The 21,669-nt window shown below is 62.4% G+C and carries 21 protein-coding genes; 19 read left to right on the top strand and 2 right to left on the bottom strand.

Annotation, left to right across the window (positions count from 1 at the left end; translation table 11 throughout):
- The first annotated feature begins 469 nt into the window (after nucleotides 1-469).
- From mraZ to ASD07_RS16715, 16 genes are all read left to right on the top strand, one after another.
- Nucleotides 470-898 carry a division/cell wall cluster transcriptional repressor MraZ gene (gene mraZ / locus ASD07_RS16640; protein ID WP_055932663.1) on the top strand — a complete coding sequence of 143 codons (429 nt, stop codon included), beginning with the start codon at nucleotides 470-472 and terminating at the stop codon, nucleotides 896-898.
- A 13-nt stretch (nucleotides 899-911) separates the two neighbouring features.
- Nucleotides 912-1,877: a 16S rRNA (cytosine(1402)-N(4))-methyltransferase RsmH gene (gene rsmH / locus ASD07_RS16645; protein WP_055932666.1), complete on the top strand. Its 966-nt coding sequence runs from the start codon at nucleotides 912-914 to the stop codon at nucleotides 1,875-1,877.
- A complete protein-coding gene (gene ftsL / locus ASD07_RS16650; RefSeq protein ID WP_055932669.1) occupies nucleotides 1,874-2,146 on the top strand; it encodes a cell division protein FtsL in 273 nt (90 codons plus the stop codon). Before rsmH ends, ftsL begins: the two co-directional genes overlap by 4 nt.
- Nucleotides 2,146-3,933 (top strand): penicillin-binding protein 2, encoded by a 1,788-nt coding sequence (locus ASD07_RS16655; protein ID WP_055932672.1) that lies wholly within the window; start codon nucleotides 2,146-2,148, stop codon nucleotides 3,931-3,933. Before ftsL ends, ASD07_RS16655 begins: the two co-directional genes overlap by 1 nt.
- A complete protein-coding gene (locus tag ASD07_RS16660) occupies nucleotides 3,934-5,478 on the top strand; it encodes a UDP-N-acetylmuramoyl-L-alanyl-D-glutamate--2,6-diaminopimelate ligase (RefSeq protein WP_055932675.1) in 1,545 nt (514 codons plus the stop codon).
- Nucleotides 5,478-6,932 (top strand): UDP-N-acetylmuramoyl-tripeptide--D-alanyl-D-alanine ligase, encoded by a 1,455-nt coding sequence (gene murF / locus ASD07_RS16665; protein WP_055932678.1) that lies wholly within the window; start codon nucleotides 5,478-5,480, stop codon nucleotides 6,930-6,932. The genes ASD07_RS16660 and murF overlap by 1 nt, the downstream gene beginning before the upstream one ends.
- A 2-nt stretch (nucleotides 6,933-6,934) precedes the next feature.
- Nucleotides 6,935-8,104 carry a phospho-N-acetylmuramoyl-pentapeptide-transferase gene (mraY, locus tag ASD07_RS16670; protein ID WP_055932681.1) on the top strand — a complete coding sequence of 390 codons (1,170 nt, stop codon included), beginning with the start codon at nucleotides 6,935-6,937 and terminating at the stop codon, nucleotides 8,102-8,104.
- Nucleotides 8,104-9,609: a UDP-N-acetylmuramoyl-L-alanine--D-glutamate ligase gene (gene murD, locus ASD07_RS16675; RefSeq protein ID WP_055932683.1), complete on the top strand. Its 1,506-nt coding sequence runs from the start codon at nucleotides 8,104-8,106 to the stop codon at nucleotides 9,607-9,609. Before mraY ends, murD begins: the two co-directional genes overlap by 1 nt.
- Complete coding sequence (gene ftsW, locus ASD07_RS16680; RefSeq protein WP_055932686.1) at nucleotides 9,609-10,820, top strand: putative lipid II flippase FtsW; 1,212 nt, start codon at nucleotides 9,609-9,611, stop codon at nucleotides 10,818-10,820. Before murD ends, ftsW begins: the two co-directional genes overlap by 1 nt.
- Nucleotides 10,817-11,887, top strand: a complete 1,071-nt coding sequence (gene murG, locus ASD07_RS16685; protein ID WP_229207180.1) for an undecaprenyldiphospho-muramoylpentapeptide beta-N-acetylglucosaminyltransferase — start codon at nucleotides 10,817-10,819, stop codon at nucleotides 11,885-11,887. The genes ftsW and murG overlap by 4 nt, the downstream gene beginning before the upstream one ends.
- Nucleotides 11,884-13,272 carry a UDP-N-acetylmuramate--L-alanine ligase gene (gene murC / locus ASD07_RS16690; RefSeq protein WP_055932689.1) on the top strand — a complete coding sequence of 463 codons (1,389 nt, stop codon included), beginning with the start codon at nucleotides 11,884-11,886 and terminating at the stop codon, nucleotides 13,270-13,272. Before murG ends, murC begins: the two co-directional genes overlap by 4 nt.
- Nucleotides 13,273-13,276: 4 nt before the next feature.
- Nucleotides 13,277-14,236 (top strand): D-alanine--D-alanine ligase, encoded by a 960-nt coding sequence (locus ASD07_RS16695; RefSeq protein WP_055932692.1) that lies wholly within the window; start codon nucleotides 13,277-13,279, stop codon nucleotides 14,234-14,236.
- An 18-nt stretch (nucleotides 14,237-14,254) separates the two neighbouring features.
- A complete protein-coding gene (locus ASD07_RS16700) occupies nucleotides 14,255-15,019 on the top strand; it encodes a cell division protein FtsQ/DivIB (RefSeq protein ID WP_055932695.1) in 765 nt (254 codons plus the stop codon).
- 15 nt (nucleotides 15,020-15,034) lie between these two features.
- Entirely contained in the window at nucleotides 15,035-16,267 is a 1,233-nt protein-coding gene (ftsA, locus tag ASD07_RS16705) for a cell division protein FtsA (RefSeq protein WP_055932698.1), read from the top strand.
- 98 nt (nucleotides 16,268-16,365) lie between these two features.
- Nucleotides 16,366-17,586 (top strand): cell division protein FtsZ, encoded by a 1,221-nt coding sequence (gene ftsZ / locus ASD07_RS16710; RefSeq protein ID WP_055932701.1) that lies wholly within the window; start codon nucleotides 16,366-16,368, stop codon nucleotides 17,584-17,586.
- 81 nt (nucleotides 17,587-17,667) lie between these two features.
- Nucleotides 17,668-18,171, top strand: coding sequence for a peroxiredoxin (locus ASD07_RS16715; protein WP_055932704.1), 504 nt, complete (start codon nucleotides 17,668-17,670; stop codon nucleotides 18,169-18,171).
- A 20-nt stretch (nucleotides 18,172-18,191) separates the two neighbouring features.
- Here the strand turns inward: ASD07_RS16715 and ASD07_RS16720 are convergent, their stop codons facing one another.
- The gene (locus ASD07_RS16720; RefSeq protein WP_055932707.1) at nucleotides 18,192-18,542 is read right to left on the bottom strand and encodes a DUF2628 domain-containing protein; all 351 of its coding nucleotides are present in this window, start codon (nucleotides 18,540-18,542) and stop codon (nucleotides 18,192-18,194) included.
- A 66-nt stretch (nucleotides 18,543-18,608) separates the two neighbouring features.
- Nucleotides 18,609-19,142, bottom strand: coding sequence for an SET domain-containing protein (locus ASD07_RS16725; protein ID WP_055932710.1), 534 nt, complete (start codon nucleotides 19,140-19,142; stop codon nucleotides 18,609-18,611).
- Nucleotides 19,143-19,443: 301 nt separating this feature from the next.
- Here ASD07_RS16725 and ASD07_RS16730 point away from each other — a divergent pair, with 301 nt between their 5' ends.
- From ASD07_RS16730 to lpxC, 3 genes are all read left to right on the top strand, one after another.
- Nucleotides 19,444-19,737, top strand: coding sequence for a hypothetical protein (locus ASD07_RS16730; RefSeq protein ID WP_156398040.1), 294 nt, complete (start codon nucleotides 19,444-19,446; stop codon nucleotides 19,735-19,737).
- A 112-nt stretch (nucleotides 19,738-19,849) separates the two neighbouring features.
- A complete protein-coding gene (locus ASD07_RS16735) occupies nucleotides 19,850-20,692 on the top strand; it encodes a DMT family transporter (protein ID WP_055932716.1) in 843 nt (280 codons plus the stop codon).
- Nucleotides 20,693-20,725: 33 nt separating this feature from the next.
- The gene (lpxC, locus tag ASD07_RS16740; protein WP_055932719.1) at nucleotides 20,726-21,661 is read left to right on the top strand and encodes a UDP-3-O-acyl-N-acetylglucosamine deacetylase; all 936 of its coding nucleotides are present in this window, start codon (nucleotides 20,726-20,728) and stop codon (nucleotides 21,659-21,661) included.
- Nucleotides 21,662-21,669 lie beyond the last annotated feature (8 nt).

Raw genomic sequence — 21,669 nt, forward strand, 5'->3', positions numbered from 1 at the left:
AAGCCGTATAATGTAGGCAAGCGGCGGCATTCGCCATATGTCTATACAAGTTGCCGCCCAGTCCAAACTGGGCGGCATGTTCTTTTCGAGGGTCGACATCGCGCGCAAAGCGTGACAGGCAGCAATTCTCCCGCTTATCCGGGCGGCGGCATTTGTTGTTAAATTGCTTAATTGTCGTTGCCTCAAGGCAACCAAATGCAGTTTTCCAAATTTATTTCTAGTCACTTTTCCCCTCTCTGGCCAGCCCTGCACGTGAAGTAGCACTTTCACTATCTTTCATAAGTCCCTAATTTCTCAGTGGTTTTTACTTCGGCTATTTCTCAAGGAATGCCGCTAAGTCCTTAATTTCATTGGACAAATCGCTATTTTCGCTTGGGAAATTCGCTTGACCACCTTGTGCGCTTCCTCTAAAGTGGGCGACAGTGTGAAAAAGTGTAGTTTTGTGGGATTTTTTAGATAAGGTTAAGTCGTGTTCCAAGGCGCGTCCGCGATTACTCTCGATGCGAAAGGCAGGATGTCCATTCCGGCCAAGCATCGTGACGCACTGGTAATCCAGTGCGAAGGACGGCTCACGCTTACCAAACACCCGGACGGCTGCCTGTTGATGTATCCGCGCCACGTCTGGGAAGCCAAACGCGACCAGATCGCTTCGTGGCCGATGTCGGCCCGCGGCTGGCAGCGCATCCTGCTGGGTAACGCCGCCGACGTCGAGATGGATTCGGCCGGCCGCATCCTGGTTGCCCCTGAATTGCGCGACGCCGTCGGCCTTGGCCGCGAAGTCGTGCTATCCGGCATGCTGACCCATTTCGAAATCTGGGATCCGGTCAAGCGCGCCGCAAACGAGCAAGCCACCATCGAGGTTGGCATGCCCGATACCTTGTCCGATTTCTCCTTCTGAGGCCCGGTTCAATATGACGACGACCTCGGTGCCAGAGTTCCAGCATCGTACGGTGCTGTTAGATGAAGCGGTGGATGCGCTCGACCTGGCCGGCGCGCGCGCCAACGGCATCTATATAGATGGCACGTTCGGCCGCGGCGGCCATAGCCGCCTGATCCTGTCCCGCCTGGGTCCGGACGCCCGCCTGATCGCCTTCGACAAAGACCTGCAAGCTATCGCCAACGCCGAAACCATCGGCGACAAGCGTTTCACCATCGTGCACGACAGCTTCGCCACCATGGCGGATGCGCTGGCCGAACGCGGCATTCCCGCCGTCGACGGCATCTTGCTGGACCTCGGCATCTCGTCGCCGCAAGTGGACGATGCTGCGCGCGGCTTCAGCTTCCGCAACGATGGCCCGCTCGACATGCGCATGGATACCACGCGCGGCATCTCCGCTGCCGAGTGGCTGGCCACGGAATCAGAAAAAACACTGGAAAAGGTGATAAGGGATTATGGGGAAGAACGGTTTGCTTTTCAGATTGCAAAGGCGATTGTTGCTCGCCGGGCAGTCGAACCAATTTCAAGCACACGACAGCTTGCCGGTATCGTGGCAGGCGCGGTCAAGACTCGCGAGAAGGGCAAGGATCCTGCGACCCGCACCTTTCAGGCTATCCGGATTTTCGTCAATAAGGAGCTTGAGGACCTCGAATCGGTCCTGAGCCAGGCGTTCAACGCCCTCAAGCCGGGCGGGATCCTGGCCATCATCAGCTTCCACTCGCTGGAAGACCGCATGGTCAAGCAGTTCCTCGCTTCCAAGGCCAAGGTGGAGCAGCCGGACCGGCGCCTGCCGATCAGGGCGGTCGACCTGCCGCAGCCGGAACTGAAGCTGCTGGCACGTATCAAGCCGTCCGATAAAGAGGTGGATGAAAACCCGCGCGCCCGTTCGGCCGTGATGCGGGTCGCCATGCGCCTGCCTTCAACCGGAGGCCTGCCATGAGCAACAAGATCAATATCGTGCTGACGGCATTACTGGTCGCTTGCGGCCTTTCTGCCGTTAACGCGCAATACCAGGCGCGCCACCTGTTTGTGGAGCAGGAGCGCGCGGAAACGCAGGCGCGCCAGCTGGATATCGAGTGGGCCCAGCTCCAGCTCGACCAGTCGACGCTGGGCAAGCACGCCCGTATCGAGGAAATCGCACGCCGTGAACTGAATATGACCCAGCTCACGCCGAACCGCACCCAATACCTGACGGAGGGCGAAAAGTGATGCGCTCCAGCGGTGGAACCGGAACGGCCCGCGTGGCACGCTCGCAGGGCGTGGCTTTCTCCAAGAGCCCGGTACTGGCGGTGCGGCTGCCAAGCTGGCGCTCGCGCGTTGTGCTGTTCGGGATGTTCATCGCCTTCGGGGCGCTGGCTGCACGCGCGGTCTGGCTGCAGGGCACTTCCCGCCAGTCGGAGTTCCTGAAGGAGCAGGGCGCCAACCGCTACCTGCGCACGCAGGAATTGCCGGCCGTGCGCGGCAAGATCACCGACCGCAATGGCCAGGTATTGGCCTCGTCCATCCCCGTGCGTGCTATCTGGGCTGCGCCGGACGAATTGCTGGCGGCGCCGAAAGACAAAATCCGCGCTCTGGCCGGCTTGCTGGAAATGAGCGAGTCCGAGCTTCGCAAGAAGCTCGATTCCGATCGCAACCTGGTCTACCTGCGACGCCAGGTCGAGGTGGAGGTGGCCGACAAAATCAAGGCGCTGGATCTGGCGGGCATGGATATCCGTCCCGAGTACAAGCGCTTCTATCCGCAAGGCGAGGTGATGACCCATATGGTGGGCTTCACCAACGTCGACGATAAGGGCCAGGAGTCGATGGAGCTGGCGCAGCAGGCCAATCTGGTCGGCAAGCCCGGTTCGCGCCGCGTCATCAAGGATGGCCAGGGCCGCATCGTGGAGGATATCGGCGGCAAGATAGAACCGCATAACGGCAAGAACGTTGTGCTGTCGGTGGACAGCAAGATCCAGTATATCGCCTACACCCAACTGAAAAACGCCGTCGATCATTTTGGCGCCAAGGCCGGTGGCGCCGTGGTGCTCGATGTCCATACCGGCGAGGTGCTGGCGCTGGCCAACTACCCGAGCTACGACCCGAACGATCGCCGCAACCTGACCGGTGCGCAGCTGCGCAACCGCGTGATGACCGACACCTTCGAACCGGGTTCCACGCTGAAGCCGATTACGGTGGCGCTGGCCCTGGACAGTGGCCGCGTCAAGCCGAATACTTTCATCGATACCGGCGGCGGCAAACTCACCATCGCCGACCGTACGATTTCGGATACCAAGGCGCACGGCGTGATCAATGTGGGGCAGATCATCGAGATGTCGTCCAATATCGGCACCTCGAAAATTGCGCTCAGCATGCCGTCGCAGGAAATGTGGGAGATGTTCACCAAGGTCGGCTTCGGCCAGCAACCGAAATGGGGTTTCCCCGGGGCGGTAGCCGGGAGGGTGCGGCCTTATAAATCATGGCGGCCGATCGAACAGGCGACCATGAGTTACGGTAACGGTATCTCAGTGTCGCTGATACAGCTGGCGCGCTCTTACATGATGTTTGCCCGGAATGGTGACACCATTCCTTTGTCGTTTGAGAAGGTCGAAAAAGAACCGCTGGGCCAGCAGATCATCAAGCCGCAGACCGCAGCGCAGATGCGCGAGATGCTGGAGGCCGTTGTCTCCGGCAAGGACGGTACCGCCAAGAAGGCGCAGATTCCGGGCTACCGCGTAGGCGGCAAGACCGGTACCGCCTACAAGGTGGAGAACGGCCGCTATGCAATGCCGCGCAAATACATCGGTTCCTTCGTCGGCATGGTGCCGATGTCGGCGCCGCGCTTCATCATTGCAGTCATGATCGACGAACCGACCCAGAACGGCCACTTTGGCGGCTCGGTCGCAGCACCAACTTTCGCGGCTGTCGCAATCAATGCATTGCGCGCCTCCAATGTGCCTCCTGATTCCAACGTCACCGAAATCGTGGTGCCGGCGGACACCGGACCGGAGGCCATGTAAATGACGACGATGAACCATCAAGAAATTATCAGCTGGATGCGTGAAGCTGCGCCCAATGCGCAACTGGCATCCGACTCGCGCCGCATCAAGGCCGGCGACGTATTCTTTGCCTATCCCGGCGACGCCAAGGATGGCCGCACCTTTATTGCCGCAGCCATCGCCAGCGGCGCTGCCGCCGTGGTGTACGACGACACCGGGTACGCCTGGGATGCCGCGCATGCCGTGCCGCACCTCGCCGTGGCGGGCCTGAAGAAGCAGGCCGGCCCGATTGCGCACGCCTGGTATGGCCAGCCCGATGCCGGCATGTTCACCGTGGCCGTCACCGGCACCAATGGCAAGACTTCCTGCGCGGTGTGGACCGGCCAGGCCCTGGCCAAAGTAGGCGAAACGACCGCCGTGATCGGCACGCTGGGCGTCGGCATGTTCCGCGCCCGCGGCGAAGTGGATTTCGACGAAACCGGCTACACCACGCCGGACGCCGTGCTGCTGGCCCGCAAGCTGAAGGAAGTGCATTCCGACGGCGCCAGCGCGCTGGCCATCGAAGCCTCGTCCATCGGCCTGCACCAGGGCCGCACCGAAGGCATGCATTTCGATGTGGCGGTCTTCACCAACCTGACGCGCGACCACCTGGATTACCACGGCGACGAGGCAAACTACGAAGCCGCCAAGACCATCCTGTTCGACTGGCCTAACCTGAAACACGCGGTGGTGAACCTGGACGATCCGATGGGCCACCGCCTGCTCGCGCATATCAAGGCTTCTAAAGCAGCGCGCAAGCCGGCCATCATCGGCTACACGCTGAAAGACATCAAGGCGCAGCCGAACGTGGCGGGTATTTCCATGCTGCGCGCCAGTGCGCTGCGCAGCCGCAACCTGGGTACCGAATTCAACCTGGATTCGACCTTCGGCCATGCGCATGTGCGCACCCAGCTCGTGGGGCCGTTCAATGTCAGCAATGCGCTGGCCGTGCTGGCCGTGTTGCTGGCCAAAGGCGTTGCCTTCCGCACCGCCATCGACGGCATCGAATCCCTGCAACCGGCCCCGGGCCGCATGCAGCAGATCGGCGGCCAGGAAGCGCCGATGGTCGTGATCGACTACGCGCATACCCCGGATGCCCTGGAAAAGACGCTCGAAGCGCTGCGTTCAGTGGCGGCCGATCGTGGCGGCCACCTGTGGTGCGTGTTCGGCTGCGGCGGCGACCGCGACCCGGGCAAGCGCCCGCAGATGGGCAGGATTTCGCAAATGGCGGAGCATGTGCTGGTCACCAGCGACAATCCGCGCAGCGAAGAACCAGCCGAGATTATTCGCCAGATCGTGGCAGGCATGGACCCGCAACATCCGAATTCGGAATTCCTGACGGTGGAAGACCGCGCCGCCGCGATCCTGTCCGCCGTGCGCAATGCCGGCAAGGCGGATGTGATCCTGCTGGCAGGGAAGGGCCACGAGCCCTACCAGGAAATCAAGGGCCGCAAGATGCCGTTCTCGGACACCGAGCACGCGCAGCTTGCATTGTCTGCACGCCTTACCATGATGAGGCCGCACTGATGCGCAGCTCTATCGCCCACATCCTGCCGGCATTGAAGGGCGCGCACGTGCATCACGGTGTGCTGTCCAATGACGCCGCGCTGGCGCTGGACTTCGACGGTGTGTCGACCGACACCCGCACGGTCGGCGCCGGCCAGCTGTTCGTCGCCCTGCGCGGCGAGGTATTCGATGCCCACGATTTCCTGCAGCAGGTGGTCGACAAGGGCGTCGTCGCCGTGGTGGTTGAAAAGTTGCCGAAGGGCTGGACCCTGCCTGCCATCGTGGTGCCGGACACCCTGGTGGCATTGGGCCAGATCGCCAACTACTGGCGCAGCCAGTTTGCGCTGCCGCTGATTGGCGTTACCGGCTCCAACGGCAAGACCACCGTCAAGGAAATGATCGCCTCCATCCTGGCCGCCGCCCATGGCGAAGGCGGCCGGCTGGCGACGCGCGGCAACCTGAATAACGAGATCGGCGTGCCGTTGACGCTGTTCCGTCTTGACACATCGCACCGTTCCGCCGTGGTGGAACTGGGCATGAATCATCCGGGCGAAATCGGCCGCCTCAGCGCCATCGCAGCTCCGACCATCGGCATGGTGAACAATGCGCAGCGCGAGCACCAGGAATTCATGCACACCGTGGAAGCGGTGGCGCGCGAGAACGGCAGCGTGCTGGCTGCGCTGCCTGGCGATGGCGTGGCCGTGTTCCCCCATGGGGACGAATTTACGCCGGTCTGGCGCGAGCTGTCGGTCGGCCGCCGCGTGCTGACCTTCGGCCTGGATGCTGCCGCCAACGTAAGCTGCACCTACACCGCCGGCGACTTCGGCTCCGAGCTGGAAGTGACCGTGCGCCCCGCTGCAAACGCGCACGCAGCCGGCCATGGCGCCGCCGCATCTTTCTCCGCACCGGACGCGGTGCCGCGCCACTTCAGCGTATCGCTGCAGGCTGCCGGCGATCACAATGTGCGCAACGCGCTGGCTGCGATTGCCTGTACCTATGCCGCCGGCATCGACACTTCCACCATCCGCACAGGGCTGGAAGCGTTCGCGCCGGTGAATGGCCGCCTGGAGAAGAAGCAGGCCGCCAACGGAGCGCTGTTGATCGACGACACTTACAACGCCAACCCGGATTCCGTGCGTGCCGCCATCGATGTGCTGGCCAAGGCCAAGGCGCCGCGCGTGCTGGTGCTGGGCGACATGGGCGAAGTAGGCACGCAAGGCAAGGAGTTTCATGAAGAAGTCGCCGCCTACGCAGCGACCAAAGGCATCGAGCACTTTTTCGCTACCGGCACGCTGGCCGCCCACATGGCGCCCCATGCCGAGTACCACCAGGAATTCGACGCGCTGCTGCAGGCCGTAAGCGCCGCGGTAACGCCGGATGCAACCGTATTGATCAAGGGCTCCCGCTTCATGAAGATGGAACGGGTCGTGCAGCATTTGATTGGATCGCAACACGCTACAAAGGAAACACACTAATCATGCTGCTCTGGCTGGCTCAAATCCTGCAGGACGACATTGGGGCTTTCCGCCTCTTTAACTACATCACCTTCCGCGCTGTGATGGCTACCATCACGGCCCTGCTGATCGGCCTGATCGCCGGTCCCGCCGTGATCCGCAAGCTGACCGTCATGAAGTACGGCCAGGCGGTGCGTACCGACGGCCCGCAGACTCACCTGAAGAAGCACGGCACCCCGACCATGGGCGGCGTGCTGCTGCTGATCGCGGTCGGCATCGCCACCGTATTGTGGTGCGACTGGTCGAACCGCCTGATCTGGCCGGTGATGGTCGTGACCATGGGCTTCGGCGCAGTGGGCTGGGTGGACGACTACCGCAAGGTGGTGCGCCAGGACCCGGAAGGCATGCGTTCGGCTGAAAAATACTTCTGGCAGTCGCTGGTCGGTATCGCCGCTGCGCTGTACCTGGCCTTCTCGGTGTCGGCGCCTACGCCGGCCAAGGTGTTTGAATTGTTCTTCCAGTGGGTGCAGTCGGGCTTCTCGATGGACCTGCCGCCGAAGGCCGACCTGATCGTGCCGTTCGTGAAAACCATCAGCTATCCGCTGGGCGTGTGGGGCTTCATTGCGCTGACTTACTGCGTGATCGTCGGCACCTCCAATGCCGTGAACTTCACCGACGGGCTGGATGGCCTGGCCATCATGCCGACCGTGATGGTGGGTTCCGCATTGGGCCTGTTCGCCTACCTGACCGGCTCCGCGACCTATTCGAAATACCTGTTCATCCCGCACATCCCTGGTGCCGGTGAGCTGATCATCTTCTGCGGCGCGATGGCGGGTGCCGGCCTGGCCTTCCTTTGGTACAACGCGCACCCTGCGCAAGTCTTCATGGGCGACGTCGGCGCGCTGGCGCTGGGCGGCGCGCTCGGCACCATCGCCGTGATCGTGCGCCAGGAAATCGTCCTGTTCATCATGGGCGGCATCTTCGTTGCGGAAACCGTTTCGGTGATCATCCAGGTGGGCTGGTTCAAGTACACCAAGAAGCGCTACGGCGTTGGCCGCCGCGTGTTCCTGATGGCGCCTTTGCACCACCACTTTGAACAGAAGGGGTGGAAAGAGACCCAGGTTGTCGTGCGCTTCTGGATCATCACGATGATGCTGGTGCTGGTTGGCCTGTCTACTTTGAAACTGCGCTGATGATCTATAACGGCAAAATTGCACTGGTCCTGGGGCTCGGCGAATCGGGCCTGGCGATGGCGCATTGGCTGGCGCGCTGCGGCGCGCTGCTGCGCGTTGCCGACACGCGCCCGGTGCCGGACCGCCTGCCGCTGCTGCGCGAGCAGCTGCCCGGTACGCAGTTTATTTCCGGCCCGTTCAACGCGGCGCTGCTGGATGGGGTGGACTTTGTCTGCGCCAGCCCGGGCCTGGGCCCCAACAAGGAGCTGGCCGAGATCATCCCCGCTGCGGCGGAAAAAGGCATTCCTGTCTGGGGCGAGATCGAACTGTTCGCCCAGGCGCTGAAGTGGCTGAAAGACGACCGCGCCTATGCGCCGAAAGTCATCGCCATCACCGGCACCAACGGCAAGACCACCGTCACCAGCCTGACCGGCCAGCTGTGCGAGCGCGCCGGCCTGTCCGTGCGCGTGGCCGGCAATATCAGCCCGGCCGCGCTGGACGTGCTGCGTGAAGTGATGGAGAACGATACCCTTCCGCAAGCGTGGGTGCTCGAGCTGTCCAGCTTCCAGCTGCACACGACCTACAGCCTGAACGCCGATGCCGCCACCGTGCTGAACGTGACCCAGGACCACCTGGACTGGCACGGCAGCATGCAGGCTTATGCCGACGACAAGAAACGCATCTTCGGCGACGATACCGTGCGCGTGCTGAACCGCGACGACAAGTGGACCATGGCGATGTCCAATCCGATCGGTGAGAACGTCACCTTCGGCACGGATGCGCCGGAACTGGCGCACAGCTTCGGCCTGGTCAACGAGCGCGGCGTGTACTGGCTCGCCACGGCCGAACCGACCGACGATGCTGAACCGCCGAAGCGCCGCAAGAAAAACGATCCGCCGCCACCGCCGGTGGAGTGCTACACCAAGAAGCTGATGCCGGCCGATGCGCTGCAGATCCGCGGCACCCATAACGCGTCCAACGCCCTGGCCGCGCTGGCACTGTGCCGCGCCATCGGCCTGCCTTTCGCACCGCTGCTGCACGGCCTGCGCGAATACAAGGGCCAGCCGCACCGCGTGGAACTGGTGGCCTCGATCAATGGCGTCGACTATTACGACGATTCCAAAGGCACCAACGTGGGCGCAACGGTTGCCGCGCTGGTCGGCCTGGGCCAGTCCTTCGGCGGCAGTGAGCAAAAGCTGGTGGTGATCGCCGGCGGCGATGGCAAGGGCCAGGAGTTCGACCCGCTGGCCGGCCCGGTACGCCGCTTCGTGCGCGCCGTGGTGCTGATCGGCCGCGATGCCCCGGCTATCCGCACGGCGCTGGAACCGACCGGCGTGAAGATGGAAGATTTCGCGACACTGGAAGAAGCGACCAGGCGTGCCGCATCGCTGGCCCATGCCGGCGATGCCGTGCTGCTGTCGCCGGCTTGCGCCAGCCTGGACATGTTCAAGAACTATGCGCACCGCGCGCAGGTGTTCATCGACACCGTGCGCGAGATCGCACTTGATGCGGGGCAGGAGATCTGATGGCAATCCAGCTTCCATTCCGCTTTGGTGGCGCCGAGTCCCCAGCTCCGCTGGATGGACGCGCACGTCATTCGAAGATGATGGATTACGACCAGCCGCTGGTATGGTCGGTGCTGTTGCTGATGCTGTTCGGGATGGTGATGGTGTATTCGGCGTCGATTGCGCTGCCGGATTCGCCCAAGTTCGCCGCCTACAAGAATCACTACTTCGTGCAGCGCCAGGCGATCTTCATCGGCATTGCCATCGTGGCTGCTGCCGTGGCGTTCCGCGTGCGCGTGGAAGTATGGCAGAAGGCCGCGCCTTACCTGTTCATCGCGACCCTGGTGGCGTTGGTGCTGCTGTTCATTCCGGGCCTGGGTGTCAACGTGAACGGCGGCCGCCGCTGGCTGAACCTCAAGCTATTCCAGTTCCAGCCGTCCGAACTGATGAAACTTTTCATCGTGCTGTACGCTGCCGACTATACAGTGCGTAAGCAGGAGTTCATGCATCGCCTGTCGAAAGGCTTTGCACCGATGGCGCTGGCAGTGGCTTTCGTGGGTTTCTTGCTGCTGTTGGAACCCGACCTGGGCGCCTTCGGCGTGATCGTCTGCATCGCCATGGGCATCCTGTTCCTGGGCGGCGTCAATGCCGTGTGGTTCGGCGGCATCGCCGGCATGCTCGTGACAATCTTCGTGGCCATCATCTGGTTGTCGCCATTCCGCCGCGCACGCCTGTTTGCCTACCTGAATCCGTGGGAGGAAGAAAACGCCCTGAACAAGGCCTACCAGCTGACCCATTCGCTGATTGCCTTCGGGCGGGGCGAGATCGGCGGCGTTGGGCTGGGCGCCAGCGTGGAAAAACTGCACTACCTGCCGGAAGCGCATACCGACTTCCTGCTGGCGGTGATCGGCGAAGAACTGGGCATGATCGGGGTGCTGGTCACCATCGGCATGTTCTACTGGATCGTCAAACGAGCTTTCGACATCGGCCGCCAGGCCATTGCCATGGACCAGACCTTCGCTGGCCTGGCCGCGAAAGGTATCGGCATCTGGATCGGCGTACAGACATTTATCAATATGGGCGTGAACCTCGGCTTGCTGCCAACCAAAGGCCTGACACTGCCGCTAATGAGCTATGGCGGCACCGGCATCATCATCAACTGCGTGGGCCTGGCAATCCTGCTGCGCATCGATTTCGAGAACCGCCAGATGATGCGGGGAGGGCGGGTATGACCAAGCGCCTGATGATCATGGCAGCCGGCACCGGCGGCCACATTTTCCCCGGCCTGGCAATCGCCCAGGCCATGCGCGCTCGTGGCTGGGAGGTTTCCTGGCTCGGAACTTCGCATGGCATGGAAACGGAACTGGTGCCGAAGCATAACGTTGACATGGACCTGGTCCGCTTCAGCGGCATGCGCGGCAAAGGCCTGGCACACACTGTCGGCGGCGCCTTCAAGATGGTCGGCGCCTTCATCGACTGCTTCCGCTTCATCGGCAAGCGCAAGCCCGACGTGGTGCTGGGCATGGGCGGCTACGTCTGCGTGCCGGGCGGCGTGATGGCCAGGCTGCGCGGCGTGCCGCTGGCACTGGTGAATGCTGATGCCGGCCTGCTGCTGTCGAACAAGACGCTGGCGCCGATGGCGAAGAAGGTCTTCTTCGGCTTCACTGCGGACTTCGGGGCGGTAGCCGGCAAGGCTGTCGTCACTGGCAACCCGGTGCGCAAGGAAATCCTGGCGCTGCCGGCGCCCGGGCTGCGCTTCGCCGGCCGCGACGGCGTGCTGCGCATCTTGGTGGTTGGCGGCAGTTTGGGCGCCAAGGCGCTGAACGACGCGCTGCCGGCCGCACTGGCGCTGATCGCGCCGGAACAGCGTCCGCTGGTGACCCACCAGTCGGGCAAAAAGAATATCGAAGCCCTGCGCGCGGCTTACGCGCAGGCGCATGTGGAAGCAAACGTGGTTGATTTTATCGACGACATGGCAAGCGCCTACGCGCAGGCGGACATTGTGGTCTGCCGCGCCGGCGCCATCACCGTGTCGGAACTGACGGCAGCCGGCGTAGCCAGCGTGCTGGTTCCGCTGGTCGTCTCGACCACCAGCCACCAGCGCGACAACGCGCAATGGATGGCCAAGCAGGGCGCGTCCATCCACATGCCGCAGACGGAACTGAATCCGGAAAGCCTGGCAGCACTGTTGCAGACATTGAACCGCAGCACCTGTCAAAAGATGGCGACCGCCGCGCTTGCAGTGGGCAAGCGCGACGCGAATGACGCCATCGCACAAGAATTGGAAGCACTAGCATGAAACATAAAGTAAAGAACATTCACTTCGTCGGCATCGGCGGCAGCGGCATGAGCGGCATCGCCGAAGTGCTGGTGACGCTGGGCTACAACGTCTCCGGCTCGGATCTCGGCTCGAACGCCGTCACCCAGCGCCTGGTCGACATGGGCGCCACGGTGCACCAGGGCCACGATGCAGCCTTCATCGGCAACGCCGACGCGGTCGTGACTTCAACCGCAGTCAAGGCCGACAACCCGGAAGTGGTCGCTGCGCGCGCCCGCAAGATACCTATTGTGCCGCGCGCAGTGATGCTCGGTGAATTGATGCGCCTGAAGCGCGGCATCGCCATTGCCGGTACCCATGGCAAGACCACCACCACCAGCCTGGTGGCGTCGGTGCTGGCCGAAGGCGGCCTGGACCCGACCTTCGTGATCGGCGGCCGCCTGACCGCAGCCGGCGCCAACGCCAAGCTGGGTTCCGGCGAGTACCTGGTGGCCGAAGCGGACGAATCGGACGCCTCGTTCCTGAACCTGACCCCAATGATCGAAGTCATCACGAATATCGATGCCGACCATATGGAGACCTACGAGCACGATTTCGAGAAACTGAAGCAAGCCTTCGTGCATTTCACGCACCGCCTGCCGTTCTATGGCCGCGCCATGCTGTGCATTGACGACCCGCACGTGCGCTCCATCATCCCGCAGGTGACCAAGCCTGTGACGACCTACGGCTTCGCGGAAGACGCTGAAGTGCGCGCCATTAACGCGCGCGCCGTCGGCACCCAGATGCATTTCACCGTGCTGCAGGAGGGCTTCCCCGACCTGGACATCGTGCTGAACCAGCCCGGCCTGCACAATGTGCAGAACGCCTGCTCCGCTGTCGCCATCGCGCGTGAAATCGGCGTACCGGATACGGCCACGCAAGCCGGCCTGGCAGGTTTCGCCGGCGTCGGCCGCCGCTTTACCAAATACGGCGAAGTCGCCATCCCTTCGGGCGGCAGCTTCACCCTGGTCGACGACTTCGGCCACCACCCGATTGAAATGGAAGTGACCACCGCCGCTGCGCGCGCCGCCTATCCCGGCCGCCGCCTGCTGCTGGCTTTCCAGCCGCACCGCTACAGCCGCACGCGCGACCTGTTCGAAGACTTCGCAAAAGTCCTGAGCACGGTCGACGTGCTGGTCCTGTCGGACGTTTATGCCGCGGGCGAGGCGCCGATCGTGGCGGCCGACGGACGCGCGCTGGCGCACGCAATCCGCGCGCGCGGCAAAACTGAACCGGTGTTCGTCGAAAACATCGCCGACATGCCGGAAACGATCATGAACGTGGTGCGCGACGGCGACGTCGTGCTCACGATGGGCGCAGGCTCGATCAGCGGCGTCCCTGCAAAACTTACGAACTGGAAGGCTTGACGCGATGACGAAACTGACTGCACAAGAAGCGCAAGCATTCGGCAAGGTGGGCGTGCTGATGGGCGGCCTGTCGGCCGAACGCGACGTCTCCATCATGTCCGGCACCGGCGTGCTGGCAGCCCTGCAATCGCAGGGCGTGGACGCACACGCCTTCGACCCGGGCCAGCGCTCGCTGGCCGACCTGGCCGCGGAAAAATTCGACCGCGTATTCATCGCGCTGCACGGCCGCTACGGCGAAGACGGCAGCATCCAGGGCGCGCTCGAATTGCTGGGCATCCCTTACACCGGCTCGGGCGTGATGGCCAGTTCCGTGGGCATGGACAAGATCACCACCAAGATCCTGTGGCTGCGCGAAAACCTGCCGACCCCGGAATATGCGGTGCTGGGTGCCGATTCCGACCTGGACGCTGAAGCTGCACGCCTTGGCCCGCCGCTGATCATGAAACCGCCGCATGAGGGTTCGACCATCGGCATCACCAAGGTGAGCGACAAGGCAGGACTGAAAGCCGCCTACGATGCCGCCGCCGCGCTGGACGACTGCGTGCTGGCCGAAGAATTCGTGGAAGGCCGCGAGTTCACCGTCGCCGTACTGGGCACCGGCAAGGACGCGCGCGCGCTGCCGATCGTGGAAATCGTGGCCCCGCAAGGCAACTACGACTACCAGAACAAGTACTTCACCGACGACACCCAGTATTTCTGCCCGCCGCAGCTGGACCAGGCGATGCAGGACGAAATGCAGCGCCTGGCAGTGGCGGCCTACCGCGCCGTCGGTTGCGAAGGCTGGGGCCGGGTCGACGTGCTGTTGCGCGCCAAGGACAACAAACCGTTCCTGCTGGAGGTGAATACCTCGCCCGGCATGACCGGCCACTCGCTGGTGCCGATGGCTGCCCGCGCGACTGGCGTGAGCTACGAAGAACTGTGCGTGGAAATCCTGCGCACCGCACGCCTGAAGCTGAAGAAGTAAAAGGAACGAAGACCAACCATGTGGCACGACGTCAAAGCCTTGAATGCATCCGCCAGCGGCCTGGTCGCGCTGTCGGTGCTGGCCTGCGCCGTTGCCGGCGTGTGGTGGGTGGCGAATCGTCCTGTATTCGATTTGCGTGCCATCCGCGTTGAAACCATGGACAAGTCGGATTTCAAGCATGTGAACCACCTGACGCTGCGCAACGGCACCCAGGGCCGCCTGCTTGGCAACTTCTTCACCGCCGACCTGGAGCAGGTGCGCAAGGTGTTCGAGTCGGTACCGTGGGTGCGCCGCGCCAGTGTGCGGCGCGAGTGGCCGAACCAGCTGATCGTGTCGCTCGAAGAGCATGAAGCGCTCGGCACCTGGGGTGAAGACGGCCGCCTGCTGTCGGTAAAAGGCGATGTCTTCACCGCCAACCTGGCCGAAGCGGAAGAGGATCACGAGTTGCCGGAGTTTTCCGGCCCTGACGGCAGCGAGAAGGAAGTACTGGCGCGCTACGGCGAGCTGAAAAACTGGTTTGCACCGGCCAGCCTGGTGCCGAAGAGCGTCGCCCTGTCGGGGCGCTATGCGTGGACGGTGAAGTTGGACAACGGCGCCAGTGTGGCGCTGGGACGCGAGGCAACGCATGACACCCTGCATCAGCGGGTGCAGCGCCTGGTCGGGATCTGGCCGCAGATTTCCAGCCGCGTGCCGAATATTGAAACGATTGATATGCGCTACCAGAACGGCCTGGCTTTGAGCGCAGCGGGATTGAAGATCCCGTCAGATACGAAGAAACGTTGAAAGCAGGGCATAGAGATGACTAAAGACGCTAAAAACCTGATCGTCGGCCTCGACATCGGCACCTCCAAAGTGGTGGCCGTGGTGGCCGAGGTGATGGGCGATGGACGCCACGAAGTGATTGGCCTGGGCCAGCACGAATCCAGCGGCCTGAAAAAAGGCGTAGTGGTGAACATTGAAGCGACCGTCGAATCGATCCAGCGCGCGCTGGAAGAGGCGGAGCTGATGGCCGACTGCAAGATCCGCAATGTCTATGCGGGCATCGCCGGCAGCCATATCCGCAGCTTCAACTCCAGCGGCATGGTGGCGATCAAGGACAAGGAAGTCACCGCCACCGACGTGGCGCGCGTGATCGAAACGGCCAAGGCAGTCAACATCCCGACCGACCAGCAGCTGCTGCACACGGTGCCGCAGGAATTCATCGTCGACTCGCAGGACGACGTGCGCGAGCCGATCGGCATGAGCGGCATCCGCCTGGAAGTGAAGGTGCACATCGTGACCGGCGCGGTGAGCGCGGTACAGAACATCGTCAAGTGCGTGCGCCGCTGCGGCCTGGAAGTGTCGGACCTGATCCTGCAGCCGATGGCCTCGGCGGACGCCGTGCTGACCACGGATGAAAAGGAGCTGGGCGTGGTGCTGATCGACATCGGCGGCGGCACCACCGACGTGGCGGTGTTCAGCGACGGGGCGATCCGCCACACGGCCGTGATCCCGATCGCGGGCGACCAGATCACCAACGATATCGCGATGGCGCTGCGCACCCCGACCGGGGAAGCGGAAGAAATCAAGATCCGCTACGGCGTGGCCAAGCAGGTGCTGGCCGACCCGGGCGAGCACCTGGAAGTGCCGGGCCTGGGCGACCGCGGCCCGCGCAACCTGTCGCGCCAGGCGCTGGCCGCCGTGATCGAGCCGCGCGTGGAAGAACTGTTTGCGATGGTGCACCAGGTGGTGCGCGAGTCCGGCTACGAGGGCGTGCTCTCGTCGGGCATCGTGCTGACCGGCGGCACCTCGATCATGCCGGGTATGGTGGAGATGGCGGAAGACATCTTCCTCAAGCCTGCGCGCCTGGGCACCCCGGACTACCGCGGCCAACTGGCCGACGTGGTCCGCAGCCCGCGCTATGCAACCGTGTTGGGCCTGTTGTTGGAAGCTAAGAAGCAGTATCTGCGCGGCCACATCGTGACGCGCCAGGATGGATCGGTAAAGGCAGTTTGGCAGCGCATGAAGGAATGGTTCCTGGGTAACTTTTAAACATAAATTCGAAATAAAACCTGCAGTTTTCAATCCCCAGTTCTCCTAAATTTATGAGGCCTGGCGCTTGAAAACCGCATTCTAGATAGGAGTAAATCATGGAGTTTGATATGGTTGATAACGCAACACTGGGAACGGTCATCAAGGTCGTCGGCGTTGGCGGTGCAGGCGGCAATGCCGTCCAGCATATGATCAACAAGGGCATGAGCGGCGTAGAATTCATCGCTGCCAATACCGACGCACAAGCGCTGGCCGCATCGAAGGCAAGCAACATCATCCAGATCGGCGCGAGCGGCCTGGGCGCTGGCATGAAGCCTGATGTCGGCCGTGCGCTGGCAGAAGAATCCCGCACCCGCATCGAAGATGCGCTGCGCGGCGCACACATGGTGTTCATCGCTGCCGGCATGGGCGGCGGCACCGGTACCGGCGCAGCGCCGATCGTGGCGGAAATCGCCAAGCAGCAGGGCGCGCTGACCGTGGCGGTTGTTTCCAAGCCGTTCTCGCACGAAGGCCAGAAATGCCTGGACATCGCCGAGGCAGGCCTGGAAGCGCTGTCGCAGAACGTCGACTCGCTGATCGTGATCTGCAACGAGAAGCTGGAAGAGATCTACGAAGACGAATCGCTGATCGAGTGGCTGCAGCATGCTGACGACGTGCTGAACAACGCGGTTGCCGGTATCGCCGAAATCATCAACGTGCCTGGCCACATCAACGTCGACTTCAACGACGTGAAGACCATCATGGGCGAGCAGGGCAAGGCGATGATGGGCACCGCCACCGCCTCCGGCGTGGACCGCGCCCGCGTGGCTGCCGAGCAGGCAGTTGCATCCCCGCTGCTGGACGGCGTCGACCTGGCGGGCGCACGCGGCGTGCTGGTGAACGTCACCGCATCGCGCGGCCTGAAAGGTAAGGAAATCAAGGAAGTCATGGCTGCCGTACGCGCCTTCGCCGCACCGGATGCGTCGATCGCCCAAGGTATCGCCTACGACGACGCGATGGGCGACGATATCCGCGTGACCGTGGTGGCGACCGGCCTGGGCAAAGCCAAGAAGCTGGTGCAGCTGGTACCGCAGCAGCAACTGCGCACCGGCACCCATGGCGGCAACCCGCTGAACGTCAACGCAGGCCTGGGCGGCGGTGCAGCAACTGCAGCAGTGGGCGGTTTCGGCAACGCAGGCTTCTCCGGCACGGCTTCGGACGTGCAGAAGCAGCCGGCCGTGTGGCGCCGCGAATCGGCCACCGAGCAGGTGAACGCACTGGCCAAGTCGGGCATGGAAACTTACGACATTCCTGCCTTTCTGCGCAAGCAGGCTGACTAAATAAGGTCGGCCGCGCCGCCGGATCACGCGTCCGGCGGCGCGGAGTTATACTCTGGGTTTTCACAAGAAGGAGAACCCGAAATGACCATCAAGATCGGCGACAAACTGCCGGAAGGCCAACTGTCCGAATTCATCGAAACCGAGACCGAAGGCTGCGCGCTCGGCCCGAACACCTTCAATGTGCAGGACATCGCCAAAGGCAAGAAGATCGCGATCTTCGGCCTGCCAGGCGCCTACACCCCAACCTGCTCCGCACAGCACGTGCCAGGCTACGTCAAGCACGCTGCCGACCTGCAATCCAAGGGCGTGGATGAAATCTGGTGCATCTCCGTGAACGACGCCTTCGTGATGGGCGCATGGGGCCGCGACCAGAAAGCCACCGGCACCGTCCGTATGATGGCTGACGGCAACGCTGCTTACTCCAAGGCTCTGGGCCTGGACGCAGACTTCTCCAAGTTCGGCATGGGCACCCGCTCCCAGCGTTATTCGATGCTGGTGGAAGACGGCGTGGTCAAGCAACTGAACGTCGAGCAAGGCGGCAAGTTCGAAGTGTCGAACGCCGAAACCATGCTGGGCCAGCTGTAATCTCCCGACGGGTGGTGCCCCTACCACCACCCGTTTTCGTCCAGGACCATATGCTTGTAGTAGTCGATGTTTGCACGGACTGCAAACAGCACCGGCAGGACTGACCGGCCAATCAGTTCGACCAACCTGTCATTGATGCCGATTAGCTCCGCGAGGATGACAAAAGCAAACCAGAGTCCGGCAAAAGTCAGTGCTTTGCGCCACATCCCAAGACAGCAGTAGTAAATCGGACCGAACAAAAACGCGAGCCAGTTCGCTCGAGCCTTATAGCGCTCACCCATGCTTAGCGTATTGAAAGCGGTAAGATGAACTCCCCCAGCCTTCTCGATCAAGGCAAAGCGGCGCTTCCAGGTTTCCGACAGGTCGGACATGGCGTTCTCCTTGCTGGATTGGGAATTTCATCCTAGCAAGGCATTGGCATCGCGTTTTGAGGAATGTCAGCCCAGTGGAGTCTCGGCTTGTTGGGGCTTTGCGCGCGACTTGCGCTTCTTTGGCGCCAGCATGACACCGGTGCAGGAAGGCGCGCCGCAGTAGCAGGCGAATGCCTTCTTCACTTTGGCGGTGTGGCGGGCCTCGTATATCAGGCCGTAGTTGTAGTTCAGCTCTTCGCCTTCCTCGATGTCGTGCAGGGAGCAGATGTAGACGCGGTCTTCATCGTCTTCCTCGGCCTCGCAATTGGGCTCACAGGAGTGGTTGATGTAGCGCGCCTCGTTGCCGCCCGAGCCGCCGTCGATCAGCATGCCGTTGTTCAGGCTGAAGAAGAAGGTGTGGCCGATCGGGCCGCCTTTCTCCTCGGTGCGGCGGCAGCATTCTTCCCAGTCGACGATCTCACCGGTGTACTCGATGATGCGGGTGCCGGCCGGGATCATCCGGCGCGCGAAAACACCCCGCCCATGCACGGGCGACTCGCGGACCACATAGAGTGGTTCGACCTCTTCGATCACTTCGACCAGTAGCGCTTCAGTATTCATCCCAGCATCATAACTCGCCGCGAATTTCTTCGTGATTTCTTTCAGGAGTCAGGAACAATTCCAGCGCCGCCTTGTCTCATCGTTTTGGTCCGACGAGATGTCATATGAGGCGAGTCGAATTTCAGGCGTTGTCGCGGATGCGTGCCGATGAAGGGAAGTGCTTGCTTGACGCGGGCCGGTATGCCGGCAGCTATTACTTGACAGGATACGCGGTCGAGTGCGCGCTCAAGGCGGTGATCGCGAGAAACTGCGAGCGGTTCCAATTTCCCAATCAGTCCAAGGTATCTGCGAACAAGGCGCAATGTCTAAACATCGCATGCGCCGGCCCGAAGAGTGCAGGGACTGGTATCTGCAGATCATCACGAAGAAGACGGATAAGGGCGACCCACGCAAAATCATTCGGCGCGTTTTCAAGGTGATTGATTCCATGCCTGCTGTAAGGCAGCAGCTTTGGCCTGACTATTTCAATATCCGGGGCACCTGGGACGGCGTTTACCAAAAGGCACGAAACCGAATGCCCTATGGCAGGCAAGGGCGGGGCATCGGACAGGATGAATGGGCAAACAGGGACTTCCACTGCTACCGCCTAAGCTGACGCGGCCTCAGCAGCAAACCATTTCTTTCAGTACAATGGACGACCCGCCAACGGATTTTGGGCCGCCATCGTGACTCCGCAACAAAGAGAAAACCTGCAAGCTATTTACGCCATGGTGGCCGCGGTCGCCATGTTCTCCCTCATGGACGCTTCCATGAAAGTGCTGGCCGCGCGCTATCCGGCCGTACAGGTGACCGCGTTGCGATGCATGCTTTCGATGCCCCTGGTGTGCGCGTACATGGCCTACCGCGGCAAGTTCACCGGCATCTTCAATGTCCGCTGGCCGCTGCACCTGCTGCGCGGCGCGGTCGGCATTGCCATGCTGTCGCTGTTCGCCTTCGCGTTGAAGTCGCTGCCGCTGGCCGATACCTACGCCATTTTCTTCATCGCACCGGCACTGGTGACCGTGCTGGCGGTGTTCGTCCTCAAAGAAAAAGTCAGCCTGGGGCAATGGGTGGCGATCTTTGTCGGCCTGGGCGGCGTACTGGTAGTGCTGCGCCCGGACGGCACCAACTTCGCGTCGATTGCCGGCCTGGCCGTGCTGGCCTCGGCCGTCTGCTACGGCATTTCCGCCATCGCCGGCCGTGTCCTGGCCAAAACCGATGCGCCGGAACACGTGATGTTCTGGGTCTTGACCCTGATGGGCGTCGGCGTCGCGCCGCTGGCCATCAACGCCTGGGTGAGCATCGACTGGTCGCTGTGGCCTGCCATGGCGGCGCTGGCGGTGAGCGGCTTCTTCGGCCAGCTGGCGCTGACGCGCGCTTTCAGCATGGGCAAGGCTTCGATCGTGGCGCCGTTCGAGTACACGGCGCTGGCCTGGGGCGTCGGCATCGACTGGCTGCTGTGGCATACGTTGCCGGATGCCTATACCCTGGCCGGCGCGGCCATCATCATCGGCTCCGGCATCTACCTGGTGCGGCGCGAGACGGAACATTCCGAGGCCGAGCACCCGTAAGCGGGGAGGGGCGCAGGGCGCTATAATCCTTGCATGCTGAAACAACGAACCATCAAAGAAATCGTCCGCACCACGGGTGTCGGCCTGCACTCCGGCACCAAGGTCGAGCTGACCTTGCGCCCTGCTGAGCCGGATACCGGCATCGTCTTCCGCCGTGTCGACCTGAACCCGCAGGTTGTCTTCCCGACAAGGGCAGACATCGTGGGTGATACCCGTATGGCAACTGTACTGATGAAGGACGGCGGCCGCGTTTCGACCGTCGAACACCTGATGTCGGCCTGCGCCGGCCTGGGTATCGACAACCTGTACGTTGACGTGACGGCGGAAGAAATTCCGATCATGGATGGTTCGGCATCTTCGTTTGTCTACCTGCTGCAGCAGGGCGGCGTGCAGGAGCAGGAAGCGCCGAAAAAGTTTATCAAAGTGAAAAAGCCGATCGAGATCCGCGAAGGCAAAGGCGCCGCTGAAAAATGGGCACGCCTGGTCCCGCATGACGGCTTCAAGCTGGACTTCTTCATCGAATTCAACCACCCGGCGGTGGACGGCACGGCGCAGCGCGCGACCGTGGACTTCGGCGACGTCTCCTACATCCAGGCGATTGCCCGCGCCCGCACCTTCGGCTTCATGCAGGACGTGGAAATGCTGCGCGGGATCGGCCTGGCGCGCGGCGGCTCGCTGGAAAACGCCATCGTGATGGATGAATACCGCATCCTGAACCAGGATGGCCTGCGTTACGACGACGAGTTCGTACGCCACAAGATCCTCGACGCGATCGGCGACCTGTACATGGTCGGCCACCCGATCATCGCCAGCTATGAAGCCCACAAGTCCGGCCACGCCCTGAACAACCAGCTGCTGCGTGCCATGCTGGCCGACCCGGATTCCTACGAGCTGGTCACTTTCGATTCCATCGACACGGCCCCGCCGTCGTACGCCAAGCAGATGTCGCGCGAGTGGGCCTACTTATAAGAAATGTG

It is taken from the genome of Duganella sp. Root336D2 (assembly GCF_001425005.1).
GTDB lineage: Bacteria > Pseudomonadota > Gammaproteobacteria > Burkholderiales > Burkholderiaceae_D > Rugamonas.